The sequence below is a fragment of the Streptomyces yongxingensis genome (assembly GCF_055597465.1).
The window spans coordinates 8,811,549-8,831,533 of record NZ_CM145717.1 but is presented as its reverse complement, the minus strand read 5'-3'; the positions used below and the strand labels follow the sequence as shown (position 1 = coordinate 8,831,533).

Annotated in this window: 18 protein-coding genes and 5 pseudogenes; 15 read left to right on the top strand and 8 right to left on the bottom strand. The window is 67.8% G+C overall.

The window, feature by feature from the left end; genetic code table 11:
* The first annotated feature begins 57 nt into the window (after positions 1 to 57).
* From ACZ6TD_RS37885 to ACZ6TD_RS37865, 5 genes and pseudogenes are all read left to right on the top strand, one after another.
* The gene (locus ACZ6TD_RS37885; protein WP_471345346.1) at positions 58 to 750 is read left to right on the top strand and encodes a TetR/AcrR family transcriptional regulator; all 693 of its coding nucleotides are present in this window, start codon (positions 58 to 60) and stop codon (positions 748 to 750) included.
* A gap of 1,285 nt (positions 751 to 2,035) precedes the next feature.
* Complete coding sequence (locus tag ACZ6TD_RS37880; RefSeq protein ID WP_471345344.1) at positions 2,036 to 2,341, top strand: hypothetical protein; 306 nt, start codon at positions 2,036 to 2,038, stop codon at positions 2,339 to 2,341.
* Positions 2,338 to 2,598, top strand: a complete 261-nt coding sequence (locus ACZ6TD_RS37875) for a hypothetical protein (RefSeq protein ID WP_471345342.1) — start codon at positions 2,338 to 2,340, stop codon at positions 2,596 to 2,598. The genes ACZ6TD_RS37880 and ACZ6TD_RS37875 overlap by 4 nt, the downstream gene beginning before the upstream one ends.
* Positions 2,599 to 2,925: 327 nt before the next feature.
* Positions 2,926 to 3,969 (top strand): integrase core domain-containing protein, encoded by a 1,044-nt coding sequence (locus tag ACZ6TD_RS37870; protein WP_471345340.1) that lies wholly within the window; start codon positions 2,926 to 2,928, stop codon positions 3,967 to 3,969.
* A pseudogene (locus ACZ6TD_RS37865) lies at positions 3,954 to 4,070 on the top strand (IS5/IS1182 family transposase); the annotation flags it as partial. The gene ACZ6TD_RS37870 and the pseudogene ACZ6TD_RS37865, both read left to right, overlap by 16 nt.
* A gap of 53 nt (positions 4,071 to 4,123) precedes the next feature.
* Here ACZ6TD_RS37865 and ACZ6TD_RS37860 read toward each other — a convergent pair.
* From ACZ6TD_RS37860 to ACZ6TD_RS37845, 4 genes and pseudogenes are all read right to left on the bottom strand, one after another.
* Positions 4,124 to 4,237 (bottom strand): annotated as a pseudogene (locus ACZ6TD_RS37860) (mycothiol transferase); the annotation flags it as partial.
* Positions 4,238 to 4,642: 405 nt separating this feature from the next.
* Complete coding sequence (locus ACZ6TD_RS37855) at positions 4,643 to 5,740, bottom strand: alkene reductase (protein WP_471345338.1); 1,098 nt, start codon at positions 5,738 to 5,740, stop codon at positions 4,643 to 4,645.
* A 123-nt stretch (positions 5,741 to 5,863) separates the two neighbouring features.
* The gene (locus ACZ6TD_RS37850; RefSeq protein WP_471345336.1) at positions 5,864 to 6,826 is read right to left on the bottom strand and encodes an Lrp/AsnC family transcriptional regulator; all 963 of its coding nucleotides are present in this window, start codon (positions 6,824 to 6,826) and stop codon (positions 5,864 to 5,866) included.
* A 360-nt stretch (positions 6,827 to 7,186) separates the two neighbouring features.
* Entirely contained in the window at positions 7,187 to 7,924 is a 738-nt protein-coding gene (locus tag ACZ6TD_RS37845) for an SDR family oxidoreductase (protein WP_471345334.1), read from the bottom strand.
* Positions 7,925 to 8,017: 93 nt separating this feature from the next.
* On the opposite strand from ACZ6TD_RS37845, the gene ACZ6TD_RS37840 reads away from it, so the two are divergent.
* Both ACZ6TD_RS37840 and ACZ6TD_RS37835 read left to right on the top strand, forming a co-directional pair.
* Entirely contained in the window at positions 8,018 to 8,857 is an 840-nt protein-coding gene (locus ACZ6TD_RS37840; RefSeq protein WP_471345332.1) for a LysR family transcriptional regulator, read from the top strand.
* A 926-nt stretch (positions 8,858 to 9,783) separates the two neighbouring features.
* Positions 9,784 to 9,922, top strand: a pseudogene (locus ACZ6TD_RS37835) (IS701 family transposase); the annotation flags it as partial.
* Positions 9,923 to 9,958: 36 nt separating this feature from the next.
* On the opposite strand, the pseudogene ACZ6TD_RS37830 reads toward ACZ6TD_RS37835, so the two are convergent.
* The 3 genes and pseudogenes from ACZ6TD_RS37830 to ACZ6TD_RS37820 all read right to left on the bottom strand — a co-directional run.
* A pseudogene (locus tag ACZ6TD_RS37830) lies at positions 9,959 to 10,093 on the bottom strand (electron transfer flavoprotein subunit beta); the annotation flags it as partial.
* Between the two features lie 22 nt (positions 10,094 to 10,115).
* Positions 10,116 to 10,499, bottom strand: coding sequence for a cytochrome P450 (locus ACZ6TD_RS37825; RefSeq protein ID WP_471345330.1), 384 nt, complete (start codon positions 10,497 to 10,499; stop codon positions 10,116 to 10,118).
* A gap of 75 nt (positions 10,500 to 10,574) precedes the next feature.
* Positions 10,575 to 11,258, bottom strand: coding sequence for a TetR/AcrR family transcriptional regulator (locus ACZ6TD_RS37820; RefSeq protein ID WP_471345328.1), 684 nt, complete (start codon positions 11,256 to 11,258; stop codon positions 10,575 to 10,577).
* A gap of 207 nt (positions 11,259 to 11,465) precedes the next feature.
* On the opposite strand from ACZ6TD_RS37820, the gene ACZ6TD_RS37815 reads away from it, so the two are divergent.
* The 8 genes and pseudogenes from ACZ6TD_RS37815 to ACZ6TD_RS37780 all read left to right on the top strand — a co-directional run bounded on the left by ACZ6TD_RS37815 (position 11,466) and on the right by ACZ6TD_RS37780 (position 18,627).
* On the top strand, positions 11,466 to 11,987 hold the full coding sequence (locus tag ACZ6TD_RS37815) for a Zn-ribbon domain-containing OB-fold protein (RefSeq protein WP_471345327.1): 522 nt from the start codon (positions 11,466 to 11,468) through the stop codon (positions 11,985 to 11,987).
* Positions 11,988 to 12,377: 390 nt separating this feature from the next.
* The gene (locus ACZ6TD_RS37810; protein WP_471345325.1) at positions 12,378 to 13,982 is read left to right on the top strand and encodes an acyl-CoA carboxylase subunit beta; all 1,605 of its coding nucleotides are present in this window, start codon (positions 12,378 to 12,380) and stop codon (positions 13,980 to 13,982) included.
* Between the two features lie 57 nt (positions 13,983 to 14,039).
* Positions 14,040 to 14,246 (top strand): acyl-CoA carboxylase epsilon subunit, encoded by a 207-nt coding sequence (locus ACZ6TD_RS37805; protein WP_471345323.1) that lies wholly within the window; start codon positions 14,040 to 14,042, stop codon positions 14,244 to 14,246.
* Positions 14,247 to 14,264: 18 nt separating this feature from the next.
* A pseudogene (locus ACZ6TD_RS37800) lies at positions 14,265 to 14,381 on the top strand (methylmalonyl-CoA mutase); the annotation flags it as partial.
* Between the two features lie 48 nt (positions 14,382 to 14,429).
* On the top strand, positions 14,430 to 14,585 hold the full coding sequence (locus ACZ6TD_RS37795; protein ID WP_471345322.1) for a hypothetical protein: 156 nt from the start codon (positions 14,430 to 14,432) through the stop codon (positions 14,583 to 14,585).
* Positions 14,582 to 16,330 (top strand): acetyl/propionyl/methylcrotonyl-CoA carboxylase subunit alpha, encoded by a 1,749-nt coding sequence (locus ACZ6TD_RS37790; protein ID WP_471358410.1) that lies wholly within the window; start codon positions 14,582 to 14,584, stop codon positions 16,328 to 16,330. The genes ACZ6TD_RS37795 and ACZ6TD_RS37790 overlap by 4 nt, the downstream gene beginning before the upstream one ends.
* A gap of 333 nt (positions 16,331 to 16,663) precedes the next feature.
* Positions 16,664 to 17,350, top strand: coding sequence for a FadR/GntR family transcriptional regulator (locus ACZ6TD_RS37785; RefSeq protein ID WP_471345320.1), 687 nt, complete (start codon positions 16,664 to 16,666; stop codon positions 17,348 to 17,350).
* Between the two features lie 2 nt (positions 17,351 to 17,352).
* The gene (locus ACZ6TD_RS37780) at positions 17,353 to 18,627 is read left to right on the top strand and encodes a CynX/NimT family MFS transporter (protein WP_471345318.1); all 1,275 of its coding nucleotides are present in this window, start codon (positions 17,353 to 17,355) and stop codon (positions 18,625 to 18,627) included.
* Positions 18,628 to 19,183: 556 nt separating this feature from the next.
* Here ACZ6TD_RS37780 and ACZ6TD_RS37775 read toward each other — a convergent pair.
* Positions 19,184 to 19,846, bottom strand: coding sequence for an adenylate kinase (locus ACZ6TD_RS37775; RefSeq protein WP_471345316.1), 663 nt, complete (start codon positions 19,844 to 19,846; stop codon positions 19,184 to 19,186).
* Positions 19,847 to 19,985: the final 139 nt, after the last annotated feature.

The following is a 19,985-nucleotide window of genomic DNA, read 5'->3' as shown; positions in this document are numbered from 1 at the left end:
GGGCCTTCCATTTAGTGAACAACGTTCACGAGAACGCTGTTCACTATAGTGGGGTCCATGAGTTCCACGTCAAGTCCCGGCCGAGGCAGGCCCGCCCGGCTCGACCGGTCGAGCACCGTCGACACCGCCCTGCAACTGCTGGACTCCCTCGGCCTCGACGACCTGACCATGCGCCGCCTGGCCGACTCCCTGGGTGTGCAGGCCGGGGCGCTGTACCGCCACTTCGCCACCAAGCAAGACCTGCTGACCGCGATGGCCGAACGGATGCTGGCCGACATCCCTGTCCCCCGCGAGAACAGCGACTGGGATGAGCGCCTGGCCGACCTGGCCCGAGCGATGCGCACGGCCCTGCTCACCCACCGCGACGGCGCTCGTGTATTCGCTGGTACGCACTCGACAGGGGCGCACACTCTGCGCTTCTCCGAAACCGTCACCGGCGTGCTGCGCGAGGCGGGCTTCACCAATGAGGACGCGGCTCGTACCCTGATGGCGGTGGCCAACTTCACGGTCGGCCATGCCCTGGAGGAACAGGCCGCCCTCCGGCCCGGCGACGAAGCGGACGCGGACCCCGAACGCCTGCGCCAGGCTGTGGAGTCCGGGTCGTTCCCCCACCTCGTCGCCGCCTTGCCCACCCTCACCAGCACCGACTTCACAGCCCACTTCGAATTCGGCCTGCACCTGCTCATCCAGGGCCTACGGGCGCTCAACGAATCCGGCACACGGCGGTGCCCAGAAAGCGCCCGACCGTGACGCGAGGGCCTGCCCCTCCCCGGGCCCTGAACCGCCAGGCGCGGTGCTACTGGCTCAGCTGATGGTGGTCCCGCACGGCACGGTGGTGAACAATCACGCTCCCTTCGGCCCAGACGGTCCTGGGCCTCTCCGACGGCGACCTGCGCTTGCCGAGAATGTCATCCGCCCTGGTCGGAAGCCTGCACCTGGACTGGCGGTCGTCGGCCTCGTCGCTCACCGGCATCCAGATGCCGAGAATGAACTTGATCATGGAAAGGTGGGTGCAGACCTGCAGACACGAGCTCCTGGACCGGACCTTGATCTGAAACCAGCGCCACCTCCTCCACGCCCTGCGAGCCCTCGCCCTGCTGACGCCACGACCGCCTTGGCGGCATCCTCCACGAATACAGACATGCCGCGTGACCTGCACGGACAAGATATTCGGCAAGCACAGGGTCAAATGCCATCCAGGCCGGATACATCAACGACAAGACGCTTCGCAGTGCTCGTCGACCGCCATGTCAAGCACGCACACATCGGTGCCATATCCTCGCTCGCCTGGCACACTTTTTCTTCTGACAAGTCTCCGCAAACGTGCTCGCTACGGCGCTCCAGAGCCGACTACGGCGCTCGCGCCCTGGGAGTGCCCTATCTGCCGGCAGACGCCAAGGGGCTTTACTCCCCCTCGGCGCTGGCCGTCCGCGGCGACCAGGACGCCCGCACGCGGCCTGCCTGCGGAAACCTACCCGGAAAGATCACCCACAGTCCCCCGCTCCCCTGTCGTATGGGGAGCGCGACTCCGCGCTCCCACCCCGGAAAGGGGGTCGGGAGCCGACAAGGGCCCTTATGCCTCTTGATGTAGAGAGCATCCGAATCCGATGGGGTGATCGCAGGGGCCTACGGTTGACGACGGCGCACGAGATCTCTGTACTGCGCCGTAGGTCTACCGGAACGGGTGACGGATGAATCGGACACCGTTGACGCGTCTGCGAGTTGGGAGCACGAGGGCTCCCACTTACTCCCAGCCCGGAAACGGTTAAGACCGCCCCCCGCTACCCACGAAAACGGCCTCCGACCTGCGAAAACGCTGGTCGGGACGACAGGATTTGAACCTGCGACCCCTTGCCCCCAGTCACGCGGCAACTCTACGTGCCGATCCGTACCGCACCGTAGCGCGACGGCTTGCGGAGCGGACAGGAGTCTCCCACGGCTACCGCGCCCGCACGGTAGGGTACGACGAGCAAACCCTGCACTGGAGGTCATCGTGAGTGCGCAGCCAGACGGCCCGTATGGACCCCTGATCCCCATGCCCGACCTCACCCCTGACGCACTGCGCACGGCTGTCGCCCGGATCGCTCCCAGCAGAGTCCCTGCGCTCACTCAGCACCTGTTCGAGGCGACTACAAACGCACAGCAGACACAGAGCCTCGCGCCCCTGCGGGCTTTCGTCCACTCATGGGCCGTGTTCGTCGCCATCGAGCGGCACCCGGAACGCGCCGCCCGCCTCCGTGAACTCGAGCAGATCGTCGATATGGCCGAACAGGACCCGACGGCGGCCATCCATGAAATTCGGCAGATCCGGAAGGCCGCGGAGGCCGAGGCGGGGCTGTGACCGACTGGACCTGGGAGTACAACCCGAGTCAGGAGTACGTCGCCGACGGACTTGCGCCAGGTGTCGTAGCAGAGGTCGAGCGACTGGCGACCGAACTCGCCGCGCTTGGAGTCGACGCGGCAAAGGTGGGTCGGCCCTTCGACCGAGAAGGCGGACTCCGAGAATTCGACATTCTCAGCGGACGCGGCTTCATCAGCTTCCTCTCAGTACCACGCCATCACTGCATCTATATCTGCAACGTCACCTGGTACGGATGACGTTGCTCTAGTTCCAGCGCTGTTGTTGAGGTCTGTGGGGCTCGGTTATTCATCGCTGCTGGTCAAACGCTCCGCCCCGGCGTGCAGAAGCCGCAACCAGGTGTGGATGATCGTATCGCTTCTGTACCTGGTGACTCGACGTCTTCTCTCCGTCCCGGCGGGCGGTGCTTGTACCGCGGGACACTGCCCTTGCCGGAAACCTCATCCGTCCTGGTGGGAGCCGGTGCATCGGTGTGGGTGCCGGAAAATATGTCACCCGAGACGACCTGCGGCTTCGGATCTGCCAGAGCGCAGGAGCTGACGGGTGCTGCGGCATCATGCTGGGTCGTGGCGATACGTCTGATCTATCAGCTCGCGTGTCAGCTCTTCCGGTGGCTTGCACTGCCGGCCCGGTCGAGTGCGGCGAAAGACGTCGAGATCTTGATGCTCCGGCACCAGCTCGGTGTCGCGCAACGCACCCAGCCACGGCCTCAATTTTCCTGGAGCGATCGGGCCGTCATGGCAGCGCTGCTCCGGATGGTGAACAAGCAGCAGCGTGCACGGCTGGTGCTGCTGGTCACTCCACGGTCGGTCCTGCACTGGCACGCACGTCTCGTGGCCCGGAAGTGGACCTATCCACACCGCCGTCCGGGCCGACCACCGAAGCCGGAAGCACTGCGGCAGCTCAAAGCCCAGGCCTCCGCCATCGTGGCCACCGACCTCTTCCACATCGACACGGTCTTCCTGCGGCGCTGGTTCGTGCTGTTCTTCATCGACCACGGCACCCGCCGCGTGCACATCGCCGGCGTCACCCGGCACCCGACCGGCCCCTGGATCACCCAGCAAGCGCGGAACTACCTCATGGACCTCGGTGACCGCGCAGAGTCGATCAAGTCTCTCACCCGGGACCACGGCGCCTACTTCACCGACAGCTTCGACGCCGTCTTCCAGGCGATCGGCATGCACGTCATCCCGACACTGCCCCAGGTGCCCCGGATGAACGCCGTCACGGAACGCTGGATCGGATCATGCCGACGCGAGGCAAACCACCGCATCCTGATCACCGGAGAGCGCCATCTGCGCCTCATCGTCGGCGAGTACGCGGAGCACTACAACACACACCGGCCGCATCGATCCCTCGGACAACGGGCACCAGACCGACTCACCGACCCCGAGCCGCCCATCGCCAGGGACCACACTCGCATCAGTCGACGCGATCGACTCGGCGGCCTTATCCACGAATACTCGCGGTCGCATAGGGTGACACAGATTCTGGCCCCCACAGGGCCGCCGACATTGTCAGACGACTGGCCGGATGGCGTAGGCGCCAGGTGCCAGCGGGTGAACGCAGGTGCTCAGGAGGACCACGGCTCGGCATACATCCCCGCATGAAGAGCTGGAAGATCCTCCGCAACTGCCGCCTGAAAGGCGACGGCGTCCACCACGCCATGCTCGGCATCGCCCGCTTGCACAACCTCACCCTCGCCGGGTAACCGGAAAACCCGCAGGCCATCCAGCAGGCAAGTGATCATTTACTGGACAGCGCTTACTCGCCGACGGCTCCGTCGATCGCCTCGCGCAGTAGGTCGGCGTGGCCGTTGTGCCGCACATACTCCTCGATCATGTGGGTGAGGACGTAGCGGAGCGAGATGGTCACGCCGCCACAGTTGACGGTGTCGCCGAGGGAAGCGAAGCGCTCGATGGAGACCGCGGCTGTTCACCGTTCACCGTTCACCGTTCACCGTTCACCGAACGATGATGGCAAGGACCCCCTCCCGCGAGCCACCCCTCGTGCCAAGAGCCGGATACCAACGCCCAGCCACCCCTTTGCCATCCGGTGACCTTGGTTGCTGCGGGGCGGGGCGGCACGACTGAGGGCGGCCCCGATCTGACCGGATCGGCGACCGCCCTCACGCTGCGGTCACTCAGAGAGTAGAGAGCTGGGACAGCGAGGCTCGACCCCCGCGCGCGGCCGGCCGGTCGGCAAGGGTGAGCCTGCGGCGTTTGCGAGGCTGATGCGACTGCTGGCACAGGTGACCACGGCGATCGCTGCGCAGGACAGCGGTCACGAGAGGACTTCCCCCAAGCAGGGGTAGTCGGTGTAGCCGCGGTGGTCGCCGCGGTAGAACGTGGTCTCGTCAGCCTCGGCGAGCGGCGCGCCGAGGCGGAGGCGGTGCACGAGGTCGGGGTTGGAGATGAACAGCGTCCCGAACGAGAGGATGTCCGCCAGCCCGTCGTCGACCAGGCGCAGTTGCCGGGGGCCGGCGGGCCAGTCGTGGTGGGTCTCGTGCGGATTGAGCATGAACACTCCTGCCCAGTGCTCCCGCAGTTTCACCGTGAGGTCGCGGTGGCCCGGAAACTCGAATACGTGCAGGTAGGCCAGGTCGCGTGGCAGACCGTCGACCAGGGTCAGGTAGAGCTCGTGCAGGTTCGGCTCGTCGAGGCCGAACGCGGTGCAGCCAGGGGAGATCCGCAGTGCGAGCCGCTCGGGTCCGATGCGCGCGGCGACGGCATCAACGAGGTCGAGCGGGAACCGGACGCGCCCGGCGACGCTGCCGCCGTAGCGGTCGGTGCGGCGGTTGGCGTTGCCGGAGAGGAACTGCTGGATGAGGTAACCGTAGCCTCCATGCAGTTCGACACCGTCGAACCCGGCGTCGATCGCGTTCGCGGCCGCATCGGCGAAGTCGGCGATGGTATCCGCGACGCCCTGCACGGTCAGAACTCGCGGTATCGGGTACGGCTTGCGCACGGCCGGTTCGCCGCCGTGGACGCGCACGACGCCTTCGGCGGCACACGCGGACGGCGCGAGCGGGTGCAGCCCGCCGCCGAGGAGTTCGGGGTGGCTGTTACGGCCGGCGTGCATGAGCTGTGTGTAGATCCGGCCGCCCGCGTCGTGCACGGCTTCGGTGACCGGGCGCCAGGACACGACCTGCGCCGTGTCGTGCAGGCCGGGGGTGTCGGTGTAGCCCTGGCCGACACGACTGGGCTGGGCGGCTTCGGCGACGATCAGCCCGGCGGTCGCGCGCTGCCGGTAGTACTCGGCCATGAGCGGGGTCGCTGACAGGCCGTCGCCGTAGGCGCGGCGGCGGGTCAGCGGGGCCATGGCGACGCGGTTGGGCAGGGTAAGCGGTCCGATGGTGATCGGGTCGAACGCGTTGGGCATCGGGGGTTCTTTCTCGGAGCGATGTATTTTCGTGCCCCGCCACAATCCCCTCGCGCTGAGCTCCGCGGCAGAAACACCGCCCCAGTGGGCGCTATTCCGACATGAAGAGCCTCGTACGCGGCGCTATCCGACGATCGGAGACGCCCCCTTGACCACCCGCATACTCGGCGCGGTCTCCACCGACAGCAGCCCGGGCAATGCCGCCACCGGGCCAGTCAGGTACTCGTACAGCGCCGTGCCAGTGGGGCACTGCACGCTCGCGTACAGGTTGGACACACCGGTGGTGGCAGCCGCGAAGCTCACCTGCGGATGCTCCGCCAGCGCCTCACCCGCAGCCGCCAGCTCACCCGGTGCGACCGTCAGCCACAACCCCGCCGACGTCCACGACCCCAGCAACGCCGGGTCGACATCGACGTCGAAGTACACCACCCCGCCCGAGCGCAGCTCCGCCAGCCGCCGCCGCACAGTCGTCTGCGACCAGCCCGTCGCCGTGGCCAGCGACCGGAACCCGGCCCGCCCGTCCAGCGCGAGCGCCTCCAGCAACGCGTTGTCCTCCGTCGACAGTTCCACCGGCCCGGTCACGCATTTCGCCGTCGGCGGCGACAGTTGCGCGCACTGCTCCGCCGTGAGCGGCCCGTTCTTCGTCAGCGGACTCTCACTTCCACCGAAGAACGAGTGCAGCACGCGGTGCGCACTCACCCCGGTGACCCGGGGCGTGCGGGGCAGGCGAGACAGCACGATCGACTCCGCGGCCGGCGTGTCCGTCACCGCCTGAACCATGCACAGGACCTCCGCGCCGCCCGAGGCGATCTGCACCCACGACGTCTCCGCCTGCTTCGCCAGCGCTCGCGCGAGCCCAGCCACCGCCTCCGGTACGCACCGCACCCGCACCAGCCACAACTGCCGCCCCACCGACTCCGGCCACACCGCACCGATCACCCGGACGCCCGCCTCGTTCCGCAGCCGCGCGTACCGGCGCGCCACTGTCTGGTCCGAAACCCCCAGCACCGCACCGACCAGCGAGAACGCGACCCGCCCATCGATCTGGAGCGCCTGCAGCAGCCCGCGTTCGACCGCGTCCAACATGTGTCCCGTCCTACCGGTCCGACTCATCCGGCGCGCCCCGTGTGCTCCCCGTACCGGCCACGCCCGATGGGCTCCGCTAACTACGTATCAGGGTTAATGCCCCAGTCTCAACACGTTGAGACTGGCCTGGTGGTGACGTGTCAAGGGGTTGAACGACGCATCTGCCTACCTACTTACGGCTCCTGGCTGAACTGGATCGAGTCCGAGTTCGCCGCGCTGCGCTGCTTCGCTCTCTCAATGGCGTAGACCACCAAACGCACGACGAGCAGAACGCCGCCATCGCCGCCCACATCCGCTGGTACAACGCCGGCGCCGAGCCGAAGAACCGCTTCGCACCCGGGAACGTATCCGAGGGTCAGGTCACCAGGGCACGACCCCGTTGTCATCGAACAGTTGGCCGGTCGGGCCGTCGTCCGGCAGGGTCGCCAGCTGGATGGCGATCGCCGCGCCCTGCTCGGGGGTCTGGGTCCCGCTGAATCCGTTGAGGTCGGTGGCCACATAACCGGGGCAGGCGTTGTTGATCAGGATGTTGGTGCCGCTCAGCTCCTTGGCGTACTGGATGGTGACGGCGTTGAGGCAGGTCTTCGTCGGCGCGTAGCCCCCGCTGATCCCCCCGAGGTCGACGCCGGGCGTGGTCTGCAGGGTCAGGGAGCCGACGTGGCTGGACTGGTTGACGATCCGCGGGTGTTCCGAGCGGCGCAGCAGCGGCAGCATCGCGTTGGTGACCCTGATGACGCCGATGACGTTGGTCTCCACCAGTCGCCGCACGGTCTCGAGGTCGATGGTCGTGGGTTCCTCCGGCCAGCCGCCGGCCACGCCGGCATTGTTGACCAGTACGTCCAGCCGCCCCGCACGCTCCTCGATCAGCTGGACCGCGGCGGTCACGCTCTCGTCGTCGGTCACGTCCAGGGGTACGCCGAAGGCGTCGGCGCCAGCCGCGCGCAACTTCGCCACGGCGTCCTCCCGGCGCTGCTCGTCCCGGGCGCCGACACCGACGCTCCAGCCCCGCGCACCCAGCCCGGCCGCGATCTCGTACCCGATCCCCTTGTTCGCGCCAGTGACCAGCGCGATCGTCTTCTCGCTCATGACAGCGAGCATGCTCGTACTGCGGCCGGGCACCAACACCCTCTCGGCAGTGCAGCGATACCCGGTCGGTATTGATCTGCCGTCTGCCGTCATTAGCCTGGACTCATGGAACTACGCGAGCTGCGGTACTTCGTCGCCGTCGCCGAGGAACTGCACTTCGGCAGGGCTGCCCAGCGCCTCGGGATGGCCCAGCCGCCCCTGTCCCGCGCGATCACCCAGCTCGAACGGCGGCTCGGAACCACACTGCTGGAACGCACCAGCCGCAAGGTCACGCTCACCGCCGCCGGAGACGTGCTGCTGGCCGAATCACGCGCGATCCTCAGCGCGGTGACCGCGGCTGAGCGGCGTACCCGTCGGGCCGCGACAGCGCACCCCAGCCTGGTCCTCGCCGTGAAGTCCGGCACCACTGGCGAACTGCTGACGAAACTGCTCGACGCCTACGCCGCGGAACCCGGCGCAGCCACCGTCGAGCTGCTGCTCTGCGAGGCACACCAGCACCAGCTGCTGCTGCGGGACGGGCAGGCCGACGTAGCTCTGCTGCACCTGCCCTTCGACTCAGCAGCCGGGCTCGACACCGAAACCCTGTACAGCGAGGGACAGGTCGCGATCCTGCCGGCCTCACACCCGCTCGCCAGTCGCTCTCAGATCCGGATGGCCGACGTCACCGCGCTGCCAGAGCTCCCGATGGCGCGCTGGCCCAGTCCCAGCGGCAGCTACCCAGAGGGACCGGGCGCAGAGGTACGGAACCTGACACAGCTCTTCCAGCTGATCGCACTCGGCCGTACCACCGTGGTCATTCCCGAGTCAGCCGGCGCCGACCTGCGCCGGGACCTCGCCGCCGTACCGGTCCTGGACGCTCCGCCCGTGACAACGGCGATCGCCTGGCCGCCGCACAGCCGCCTTCGCACAGTTGCTGACCTGATCCGCGTGGCAACACGTCTTTGAGCCCGGACGAGGAGGGCGGCCACCCAACGACAGCCCCGATCAAGCAACTGGCAGCTCTACGCTCCTGCATCAGCGAGGTGGTGTCCTTGGCTGTCTGGAACTGGGCGGAGATCGCCACCACGATCGCCCGGCGCAGCCGCACCGGATCCTTCGCCGTCCGGCTGATCCGCTGCAAGCGGCTCCCTTCCTCCACGCTGATCGGCCGGGCGAACACAGTCGGTCGACGCCCCACGACCACTCCAAGATCAGGTCCTGCGGACAGGTCTGCTCACCCGACCAGCGGCACACATGACGACTGGCAGCGGTCGAGGCTCGAGGCGTCGGTGACATCAAGACGGTGGCACGGGGCGCGGTCGCGGTTGTAGACGCACATCAGGAACGAGTGCGGGTTGTCGTAGAGGTGAGCAGCCGGGGTGACATGGTGTGGTACTCGTTGAGCAGTCCGCCACGTACCTGTCGGCGCCTGGATGGCACCACGCCGCCGGGCAGCCGGTTCATGGACGATATGCACGAAAGACCGATGGAAGTCTTGGGGCGCCTCTTGCTCCGTTCCGTCCTCCCCCTGGGTGGCGCGCTTCCCGGCGCGACCGGCTCGGGATCGAAACGCGTACCGGTCGGGTGCGGCGAGTGGTGCCAGGCACTCGGGGCGGCGGCACTGGCCAGGAGCGCCGCCGCCCAGCGCGGCGGTCAGGCAGAGCCGCGGCGTCCAGGCTTACTGGGCACGGCAGGTCCTGAGGTAGCTGAGGAACGATGCCTGCAGCCCCACCAGACCCGCAACCAGCTACCACCCGACGCCCACGAACAACCTGTTGCGGCGCATGCCCTCAGCACCAGCAAAGACCTGCGCACCCGGATCCTCGGCGGCCTCATCAACGAGTACAGATACGCGGCATGACATGCAGCGATGACTTTCAGAGCGGCACAGGGTGAACGCACATGAAGTGAACCGGGCCCGGGGTGAAGTTGGCGTGCTGCGCGGCTGATGTGTTCGCGTCGGTGCCGCGCAAGGATCAGAGGGACAAGGGCGACCGCCACCTGCGGGGGCTGGTGCTGGACGGCCGCCGTACGGACATGCTCCACACCCTGGCCGGCTGGGGCCCACGGGCGGGCGGTCAAGACCGTGACCTCGACATCGTCGTCCACTTCCCGCCGCTGGCCTTCGGCGATCTGCAGCGCCTACTCGACCGCGTACTCGTCGAGCTCGGAGAGCAAACCGTCCGCGTCATCCCGGTCGATGGTCTCAGGGCAGACCGCCGGTTCATCGGCTGACGGTGACGCCGAGGGGAGCCCGGAAGGACAGCAGACCCAGCATCGGGGACTCGGTCCCGCCTTCCTCCAGCCGCGCTCCGGACAGGCAACTGGCTGCTACTCGCAAGGCCACGGCCGCTTCTGTGCGCGCCAGGGACGCGCCCGGGCAGCGGTGACGGCCGACGCCGAATGCGAGGTGGTGACGGACGTTCGTCCGATACGGGCGCATCCGCTCCGGGTCGGGGAAGACCTTCGGGCCGGATCCGCTGCCCATCAGCATCAGCAGCAACTGCGCGCCGTCAGCACGGGTGCCGAGCGCCGCCGGGCAGCCTCCTGGGCTGGTCCCGGCGGTTCCGCTATGGAATGGGAATGTGTGCGGGACCGGGGAAGCCACGGCCGGAAGCTAACACGCCCAAGCGCGACCCGGTCTCCGCTGTGCGCGGCATCACTCGATCAAGCGGAGCGGGCTTCAGCGCTCGGTACCGCCCTCGACGAGACGCCTCAACGAGGGAAGCAGGGTGTCGATGTCCTGCCCGGTCCTGAACGCGACAACGGTGGTGCCACCGCCGGGCTCCGGTGAGGAACCGGGCGCCGGAAAGAGGGCGAGCACCTCACGCATCGCCTCGTCCACCTCGGCGACCGGGTCGGACGACTCGCCCCGAAGCCAGCGACGCAGCACGTGGTTGTGGGCGGCGACCACCGCGGCGGCCATGAGTTCGGCCCTCAGCGACGCCGGTTCCGTCGGACCTCCCATCCAGTCCGCGATGAACTCCCGGAACAGCCGCTGATAGCGGCCCACACTGGCGATCTCCCGGTCACGCAGGGCAGCCACCTTGCTCGTGAGGGCATATCGCCGCCTCGCCAGGTCGCCCTCATCCACGTAGTGCAGCAGTACGAGTCGGACCGCGTCCGACACGGCGACCAGAGCGGTGCTGTGGCTCGAGGTCGCCAGCCGATCTCTGATCAACTCCAGGAGCCGGTCGTGGTCCGGGAAGATGACGTCTTCCTTGGTGCGGTAGTTCCGGAAGAACGTCGTGCGCCCGAGCCCCGCTCGCTCAGCGATGTCGTCGACGGTCGTCTGCTCGTATCCGCGCTCGTCGAAGAGCGCGAATGCGGCGTCTGCCAGTCGGATCCGTGCAGGTGGCTTGCTCATGACCGCTCATCCTTCCCCGTCTCACCGCGCAGACGCCACTTGCCTCATCTCGATGGGATCGAACACCGCATCTCGAGCATCGGGCGCCGAGTGACGCGGCGAGGCTTCTATCACAGGGAGCCGTTTGGGACTGAGTACTTTACTTTCGGAACTGGAGCCCATAGCTTGTGAAACACGCCGCCACAGCGGTGCCGACGTGCTACAGCCGTGATCGGTGAGCCCTCGCCTCCCGTCGCGGGTCATTTCGGGACGGGGACGGAGAGGGACACCGTGCTCCATACAGCGATCGAAACCACCGATAGCGCCCCCGTCGAACGGGAGGCCGATCCAAGCGCGAGCCCACTCCCGGAGGCGGACTGCCCCACGCAGGTGCCGCTGGGCGGAGTGGGCGGTGGAGAGCTGTACTTCCAGCGCTGCCGCTGGTGTCGGACCGCAGTCTTCCGCCGTCTGTTGTGTCCCGTCTGCGCCTCCACCGATCTCGCCTGGGAGCTCAGTTGCGGCACCGGGGTCATCCGTCATGTCCTGGCCATGGGCCGGAGCCCCGGGAGACAGTGCGCACTCGCCACCATCAACATGAACGAGGGATTCTGGCTGTGCTCCAGGGTCATCGGCGTGCCGCCGCTCACCGTGCGGGTCGGGGCCCCGGTGTGTCTGACCGAAGGCATCGAGTCCGGCCCTCAGGCACTCCTCTTCCGCCTCTGTGAGCCTCCACAGCCTCCGTGGCGATGAAGGTCGAGGCAGCACGCCCACTCGCTCCAGCGACGTCTGGGGTGTGTACGTCCCCCACCACGCCTTCTGACCTTGAGCTCGGCCCCGCAGGCCATTGCCCATCACCTCTGGAGTGCCTCCGATGATCCCTGCCTGCCACCTGCCACGCCGCCCCCCGCTGCCGACCGGTTCGTTCGTGCCAAGAACGTTGAGCCGCAATGACGTAACGGTGCCTCCAGGCGCCGGTCTGACGGCCCCGCTCCACCAACCGGCCACCCTCATTCCGGCTTCCCCGGTGCGGATGGCAGTGCCGTTCCCGCTCGGAAACTCATTCACAGCTGCCTCGGCAACCGGGTTCTTGCTCACCACCTGGCACGCCACCAGCGCCAACGCTCAGAAGGGAGCCAAGCAGTGAGCACCGAGCCCGCGCAGCCGGCCGCCCCCGAGATTCCCGACCGTCACACCACCGCGGGGAAGCTCGCGGACCTGCAGCGCCGCATCGAAGAAGCGACCCACGCCGGGTCCGCGCGCGCGGTGGAGAAGCAGCACGCCAAGGGCAAGCTGACCGCACGCGAACGCATCGACCTCCTCCTGGACGAGGGGTCCTTCACCGAGCTCGACGAGTTCGCCCGGCACCGCTCGACCAACTTCGGCATCGACCAGAACCGGCCCTACGGCGACGGGGTCGTGACCGGCTACGGCACGGTCGACGGCCGCCCGGTGGCCGTCTTCTCCCAGGACTTCACGGTCTTCGGCGGGGCACTCGGGGAGGTGTTCGGCGAGAAGATCGTCAAGGTCATGGACTTCGCGCTGAAGACCGGCTGCCCGGTCGTCGGCATCAACGACTCCGGCGGCGCCCGCATCCAGGAGGGTGTGGTCTCCCTCGGCATGTACGGCGAGATCTTCCGCCGCAACACCCACGCCTCCGGGGTGATCCCGCAGATCAGCCTGGTCGTGGGCCCCTGCGCGGGCGGAGCGGTCTACTCCCCGGCGATCACCGACTTCACGGTGATGGTCGACCAGACCTCCCACATGTTCATCACCGGCCCCGACGTGATCAAAACGGTCACCGGTGAGGACGTCGGCTTCGAGGCGCTGGGCGGCGCCCGGACCCACAACACCACCTCCGGTGTCGCGCACTACATGGCCGGGGACGAGAAGGACGGCATCGAGTACGTCAAGGCCCTGCTGTCCTACCTCCCCTCCAACAACCTCTCCCAGCCCCCCGCCTTCCCCGACGAGGCCGATCTGGAGGTCTCGGACGAGGACCGGGAGATGGACACCCTCATCCCCGACTCGGCGAACCAGCCGTACGACGTGCACAAGGCCATCGAGCACGTGCTGGACGACAACGAGTTCATGGAGACGCAGGCGCTCTTCGCGCCCAACATCATCACCGGCTTCGGCCGGGTCGAGGGCCACCCGGTGGGCATCGTGGCCAACCAGCCGATGCAGTTCGCCGGCTGCCTGGACATCAACGCCTCCGAGAAGGCCGCACGCTTCGTACGCACCTGCGACGCGTTCAACGTGCCCGTCCTGACCTTCGTGGACGTGCCCGGCTTCCTGCCCGGCACCGACCAGGAGTACAACGGCATCATCCGGCGCGGCGCCAAGCTGATCTTCGCCTACGCGGAGGCCACCGTCCCGCTGATCACGGTCATCACCCGCAAGGCGTTCGGCGGCGCGTACGACGTGATGGGCTCCAAGCACCTGGGCGCGGACCTCAACCTGGCCTGGCCGACCGCCCAGATCGCGGTCATGGGCGCCCAGGGCGCCGTCAACATCCTCCACCGGCGCACCATCGCCGCCTCCGACGACCCGGAGACCACCCGCACCGAGCTGATCGCGGACTACGAGGACACCCTGCTGAATCCGTATATCGCCGCCGAGCGAGGCTACGTCGACGCGGTGATCATGCCCTCCGAGACCCGTCGCCACATCGTCCGCGGGCTGCGGACCCTGCGGAACAAGCGCGAAGCGCTGCCCCCGAAGAAGCACGGCAACATCCCCCTCTGACCCCACTGACCTCACTGACCTCACGGACTTCACGGACTTCAGAAAGGGCGGCCAATAGTGTTCACGGTCGTACGGGGCAATCCCACTCCCGAAGAGCTGGCCGCCGCGCTCGTGGTGGTCCAAGCCCGCGCCGCAGCGGCCTCAGCTGTCCCTGCGACGCCGCAGCACCTGGACGAGTGGACGGTCAAAACCCGCAACATCTCGTGCAGCGCCCCGCTCCAGCCGGGCCCGGCAGCGTGGCGCAGCTCCTACTGGCCACGCTGAGGAACCCACGGGGCCCGCATCCGCGACGTCGTCGCTCTGTTCCCGCGCGACACCGGCTACGAGGTCATCGGCACCGACCCGCACCAGGCCCCGGAACAGATCGTCGCCATCGTCGTCGCCGAGGATGCACCAGTCCTGGGTCTCTCCGTCCTTTCAGGTGCCCACCTGACGATCGCGCAGAAGGTGATCAACCTTTCCGTGCCGGAGGACGACGTTCCCTCCCTGGAGGCCATGGGCATCCGCGCGGTCTCCACCCTCGGCGCGGACATGGGCCAGATCCTCGAAAACACCGACCGGCTCTACGCCGCCCCGAACCAGACCCTGGAGCCGACATGCTGATGAAGGTGCTTATAGCCAATCGTGGCGAGATCGCTGTCCGTGTTGCCCGTGCCTGCCGGGATGCCGGTATCGCGAGCGTAGCCGTCTACGCCGATCCGGACCGGGACGCTGTGCATGTGCGCGCGGCCGATGAAGCCTATGCGCTGGGCGGTGACACCCCGGCGGCCAGCTATCTCGACCAGGCCAAGGTCCTGGCCGCGGCCGCCGAATCCGGCACCGACGCCGTCCACCCCGGGTACGGATTCCTCTCCGAGAACGCCGAGTTCGCCCAGGCCGTCCTCGACGCGGGCCTGACCTGGATCGGTCCCCCGCCGCACGCCATTCGCGACCTGGGTGACAAGGTCGCCGCCCGCCACATCGCCCAGCGCGCCGGAGCCCCGCTGGTCGCCGGCACCCCCGACCCCGTCTCCGGGGCGGAGGAGGTCGTGGCCTTCGCCGAGCAGCACGGCCTGCCCATCGCCATCAAGGCCGCCTTCGGCGGCGGCGGCCGCGGCCTGAAGGTCGCCCGCACCATGGAAGAAGTCCCCGAGCTCTACGACTCCGCCGTCCGCGAGGCCGTGGCCGCCTTCGGCCGCGGCGAATGCTTCGTCGAGCGCTACCTCGACAAGCCCCGCCACGTCGAGACCCAGTGCCTGGCCGACACCCACGGCAACGTCGTCGTGGTCTCCACCCGCGACTGCTCCCTCCAGCGCCGCCACCAAAAACTCGTCGAAGAAGCCCCCGCCCCCTTCCTGACCGAAGAGCAGAACGCCGAGCTGTACCGGGCGTCGAAGGCCATCCTCAAGGAGGCCGGATACGTCGGCGCGGGCACGGTCGAGTTCCTCGTCGGCAACGACGGCACCATCTCCTTCCTCGAGGTCAACACCCGTCTCCAGGTGGAGCACCCGGTCACCGAAGAGGTCACCGGCATCGACCTGGTGCGGGAGATGTTCCGCATCGCCGACGGCGAGGCCATCGGCTACGACGATCCGCCGATGCGCGGCCACTCCTTCGAGTTCCGGATCAACGGTGAGGACCCGGGCCGCAACTTCCTGCCCGCCCCGGGCACGGTGACCTCCTTCGTGCCGCCCGCCGGGCCGGGTGTGCGGCTGGACGCGGGCGTGGAGTCCGGCAGCGTCATCGGCCCGGCGTGGGACTCGCTGCTGGCCAAGCTGATCGTCACCGGCGCCACGCGGCGGCAGGCCCTGGAGCGGGCGGCCCGCGCCCTGGCCGAGTTCCAGGTCGAGGGCATGGCCACCGCGATCCCGTTCCACCAGGCGGTGGTGAAGGACCCGGCGTTCACCAGCGAGCCGTTCACCATCCACACCCGCTGGATCGAGACCGAGTTCAACAACACCATCGCCCCGTTCACCCCGACCGGCGCGGACGAGGCCGAGGAGCCCACCGCCCGCGAGACGGTCGTGGTCGAGGTCGGCGGCAAGCGGCTGGAGATCTCCCTCCCGGCGGTCCTGGGCGTGGCCACCGCCCCCGCGGGCGGCTCGAAGAAGCCCAAGCGCAAGGCGGTCAAGAAGTCCGGCTCCGCCGCCTCCGGCGACGCCCTCGCATCGCCCATGCAGGGCACCATCGTCAAGGTGGCCGTGGCCGAGGGCGACACGGTGGCCGAGGGCGACCTCGTCGTGGTCCTGGAGGCCATGAAGATGGAGCAGCCCATCAACGCCCACCGCGCGGGCACCGTCAAGGGCCTGGCCGCCGAGGTCGGCGCGTCCCTCACCTCGGGCGCGGTCATCTGCGAAATCAAGGACTGACAGGAAAGATCGCTGTGGCTCCACTCGGAGGTAAGCCCCAGGATTGACCGGCGCTGTCCTGGGGGTGTTCCCGGTGGGGCGGGGACGACGAGACCGGAGAGGAACGTCTCGGGCGCGGTGTGGCGGCGCCAGGCCACCGGGGATCCGGCGGGGGTGGCCCCTCAGTCATGACGATGACGTCCGTACCGACCCTTCCGTCGTTATTGCGGACTAACGTTATGGGTGATTCACATGGCATTCGCCGCGTCGAAACCCATGCACGCCAGGCGGACCAAGGCGGGTGGCGACCTACATCACGTACAGATGTCAGACATTCGGTGTTAGGGTCGCCTTATGAAAGATCTTCGTGCGCCGCGCCGCGTCGCGAGCTTGTCGGCGCAACTGGTGGACACCCTTCGTGAGCAGATCACATCCGGCGCATGGCCTGTAGGGATGCGGATTCCGGCGGAACATGATCTGGTCGAGCAACTCGGTGTCGGGCGTACGACGGTGCGCGAGGCGCTCGGCGCGCTGGTGCATCTGGGCCTGCTGGAGGCTCGGAAGGGTGACGGGACGTACGTCCGGACATCGAGCGAAATGCACTCGGTACTGATGAGACGTGCCAACACCTCGAGGCGGAGCGACGTGCTGGAACTGCGCGCAGTGCTGGAAGAGTACGCCTCGGGCTTGGCCGCGTTGCGGCGTACCGAAGACGACCTGAATCGCCTGCGGCACCTCCTCGACGAAGCCGAGGCGACAGCGGATTCACCGGAGATGGCCGCCATCGTGGAGATCGACACCCGCTTCCACCAGGCCGTGGTGAGTGCCAGCGGGAACACCCTTCTTACCGAGGTGTACGACGTCCTCAGCATCGCGGTCACCGAACAGATCGGCGGCACGCTCTGGCCCAGCACGACGGCTGCAGAGCACAGCCTTCTGCACAGGCGTCTCGTTGAGGCGATCGCTGCCCAAGACGAGGTCGGTGCACGCTACTGCGCCACCGAGATCGTGAAGCTCACCGAGACCGGAACGGAACGATAGAAGTGACCGCCTCGAGGAACTCCCGCGCCGGCCTCACCACGGCTACGAAGGCCGACCGGATCGCAACCCCGAAGACGCCGGTTACTACGCCCGCCCTTTCGGCCGGCCTCTTGATCGCGATCCTTTTGGTGGCGGCCAACCTACGCGTGACCTTGACGGGTGTGGGCACACTGTTGCCGGCCATCGAGCACGACACCGGGTTGACCGCGTCAGAGGGTGGCGTACTGAGCACCCTGCCGCTGTTTGTGTTTGCTGTGACTTCGCCCTTTGTCGGACGCACCTCGCACCGGGTCGGCACCACCCGCCTCCTCGTGGCCGCCCTCGCAGTGCTGGCAGCGGGCACCGTGATCCGGTCCTTGCCTTCGCTTGCCTGTTTGTTCGTCGGAACCGTGATCCTCTCGGTGGCGATCGCGGTTGGCAACGTCCTGCTGCCTACGGTGATTCGCACCCACGTGCCCGGCTCACGGGTTCATACCGTCAGCGCTCTCTACGTCACCGCTATGGGAATGGTCGCTGCTCTGTCGTCCGGCATCTCCGTCCCGCTTGCCGAGGTCCTACCCGGAACCTGGCATTCCGCCCTGGCCTGGGGAATAGTCGTCGCCGTCGCCGCTCTCGCCGTGTGGCTGCCTCGGCTACGCGGGTCCCGGCCGGACGGCGGCGTGCGGTCTCGTGGGACACACGCTCGAACCCCATGGCGATCCTGGCTGGCGTGGCAGGTGTCCTTCTTCATGGGCCTGCAATCCCTTGCCTTCTACACCGCCGTCGCTTGGCTGCCCAGCATCCTCGGTCAGCAGGGCATGAGCACCACAGCTGCCGGCTGGATGCTGTTCTACTACCAGCTCGTCGCACTGGTCACGAGCATGTTGCTGCCTTTGATCACTCGGGGCCGCCACGACCAGCGCTTCGCTGCGGCCGCGGGCTCAGCGATCGTCGCCGCAGGCTTCGCGCTTCTGCTCCTCTTTCCAGCGCTCGCACTCGCGGCGTGCACTCTTCTCGGGTTGGGCGCCGGTGTCTGTCTCGTGCTCGCCCTGAGCTTCCAAAGCCAACGTGCCACTGGTCCCAGCGAGACCACAGCCCTGGCCGGGATGGCTCAGTCCATCGGCTATCTCGTCGCCGCGGCCGGACCCCTCCTTCTGGGCGTCCTCCACGACACCACCGGCAGCTGGACTGGTGCTCTCCTTCTCCTCACCGCATTGAGCCTGGTCATGGCCGCTGCCGGTTATGGCGCCGGACGCGACCGCCACGTATCCACCCGGCCTGACCGCGAGACAGACTAACGCCGTCCAGAACGCATCGGACCGGATGCAGAGAACGCGGAGTCAGCCTCCCTGAGCCACTGCGGGAAAGCTGTAGCTCAGCAGGCACCCTCCTCCCCCGTCAGCCACCGAAGCGACTAACGAGCCATCATCACCCCTGCGGACAGTCCGTGACGGCAAGGCACTCGAGGGAACCACGTCCCTTTCGGCCATGGCATACGCGCGGGCTCCGCGGTCTGACAGAGTGGAAAAGCGGCGCTCGAGGTAGGAGATGAGGGCGCATTCGTAGCGCCACACCGCCGACGTTTCGTAGGTCTTAAGGGCAGGGACCTTACGGGTGAGTGCGTACCTCTTGACCGAGAACTCCGCACGCTCGGCATACATGCGCATGACCAGCCGGGCCGCTCCGCAGGCACGGCCCACGGGATCGGGGTCCTGGGCGCCCTGCTCCAAGTAGTCGACCATCTACGCCAGAGCCCGTTCAACAACGCGGGCGTCTCCGGTGCGCGCGGTAGGCACTCCGCTCTGGGCATACGCCCGCCGCCGCCATTTGTGGTGGTGGAAGACGTGCCGGCGGCTACTTGCCGTCGTCCTCGCGCTCGAGGGCTTCCAGCGCCCGCCGCGTGACCTCGTCCACCGGGCCGAGGGAGGAGATCGTGACCGCCAGGCCCTGCGTCTTGTAGTACTCGATGATCGGCTCGGTCTGCGTGTGGTAGACCTCGAGCCGCTTGCGGACGGTCTCCTCGGAGTCGTCGTCGCGCTGGTAGAGCTCACCGCCGCAGACGTCGCACACGCCCTGCTTCTTCGGCGGGCTGTACGACTCGTGGAACACGTGTGCCGACCGGCTGCGGCAGATGCGCCGGCCGGCGATGCGCTTGATGACCTCTCCCTCGGGGACTTCGAGGTCAAGAACCGCGTCCAGCTTGATGGCCTCGGTCTTCAGCAGCTCGTCGAGCGCCTCGGCCTGCGAGACGTTGCGCGGGAAACCGTCGAGCAGGAAGCCGTCCTCGGCATCCGGCTGTTGCATGCGGTCCTTCGCCATCGCGATGGTGAGCTCGTCGGGGACGAGGTTGCCGGCGTCCATGGAGACCTTCGCGAGTTTCCCGAGCTCGGTCTGCCGACTGATGTTGGCACGGAACAGATCGCCCGTAGAGATGTGCGGGATCGACAGCTTCCCGGCCAGGCGTGTGGCCTGAGTGCCCTTTCCAGCACCCGGCGGCCCGACGAGGACGATGCGCATCAGCGGAGGAACCCTTCGTCATTGCGCTGCTGGAGCTCATCGGCGACGGAGGCGCTTGCCGACGGCTTGGAGACGACCTCGCCGATCCTGCCACCCACGGCCAGGTACGGACGACTGGCTGACGGTGCGGCCGGTCGGG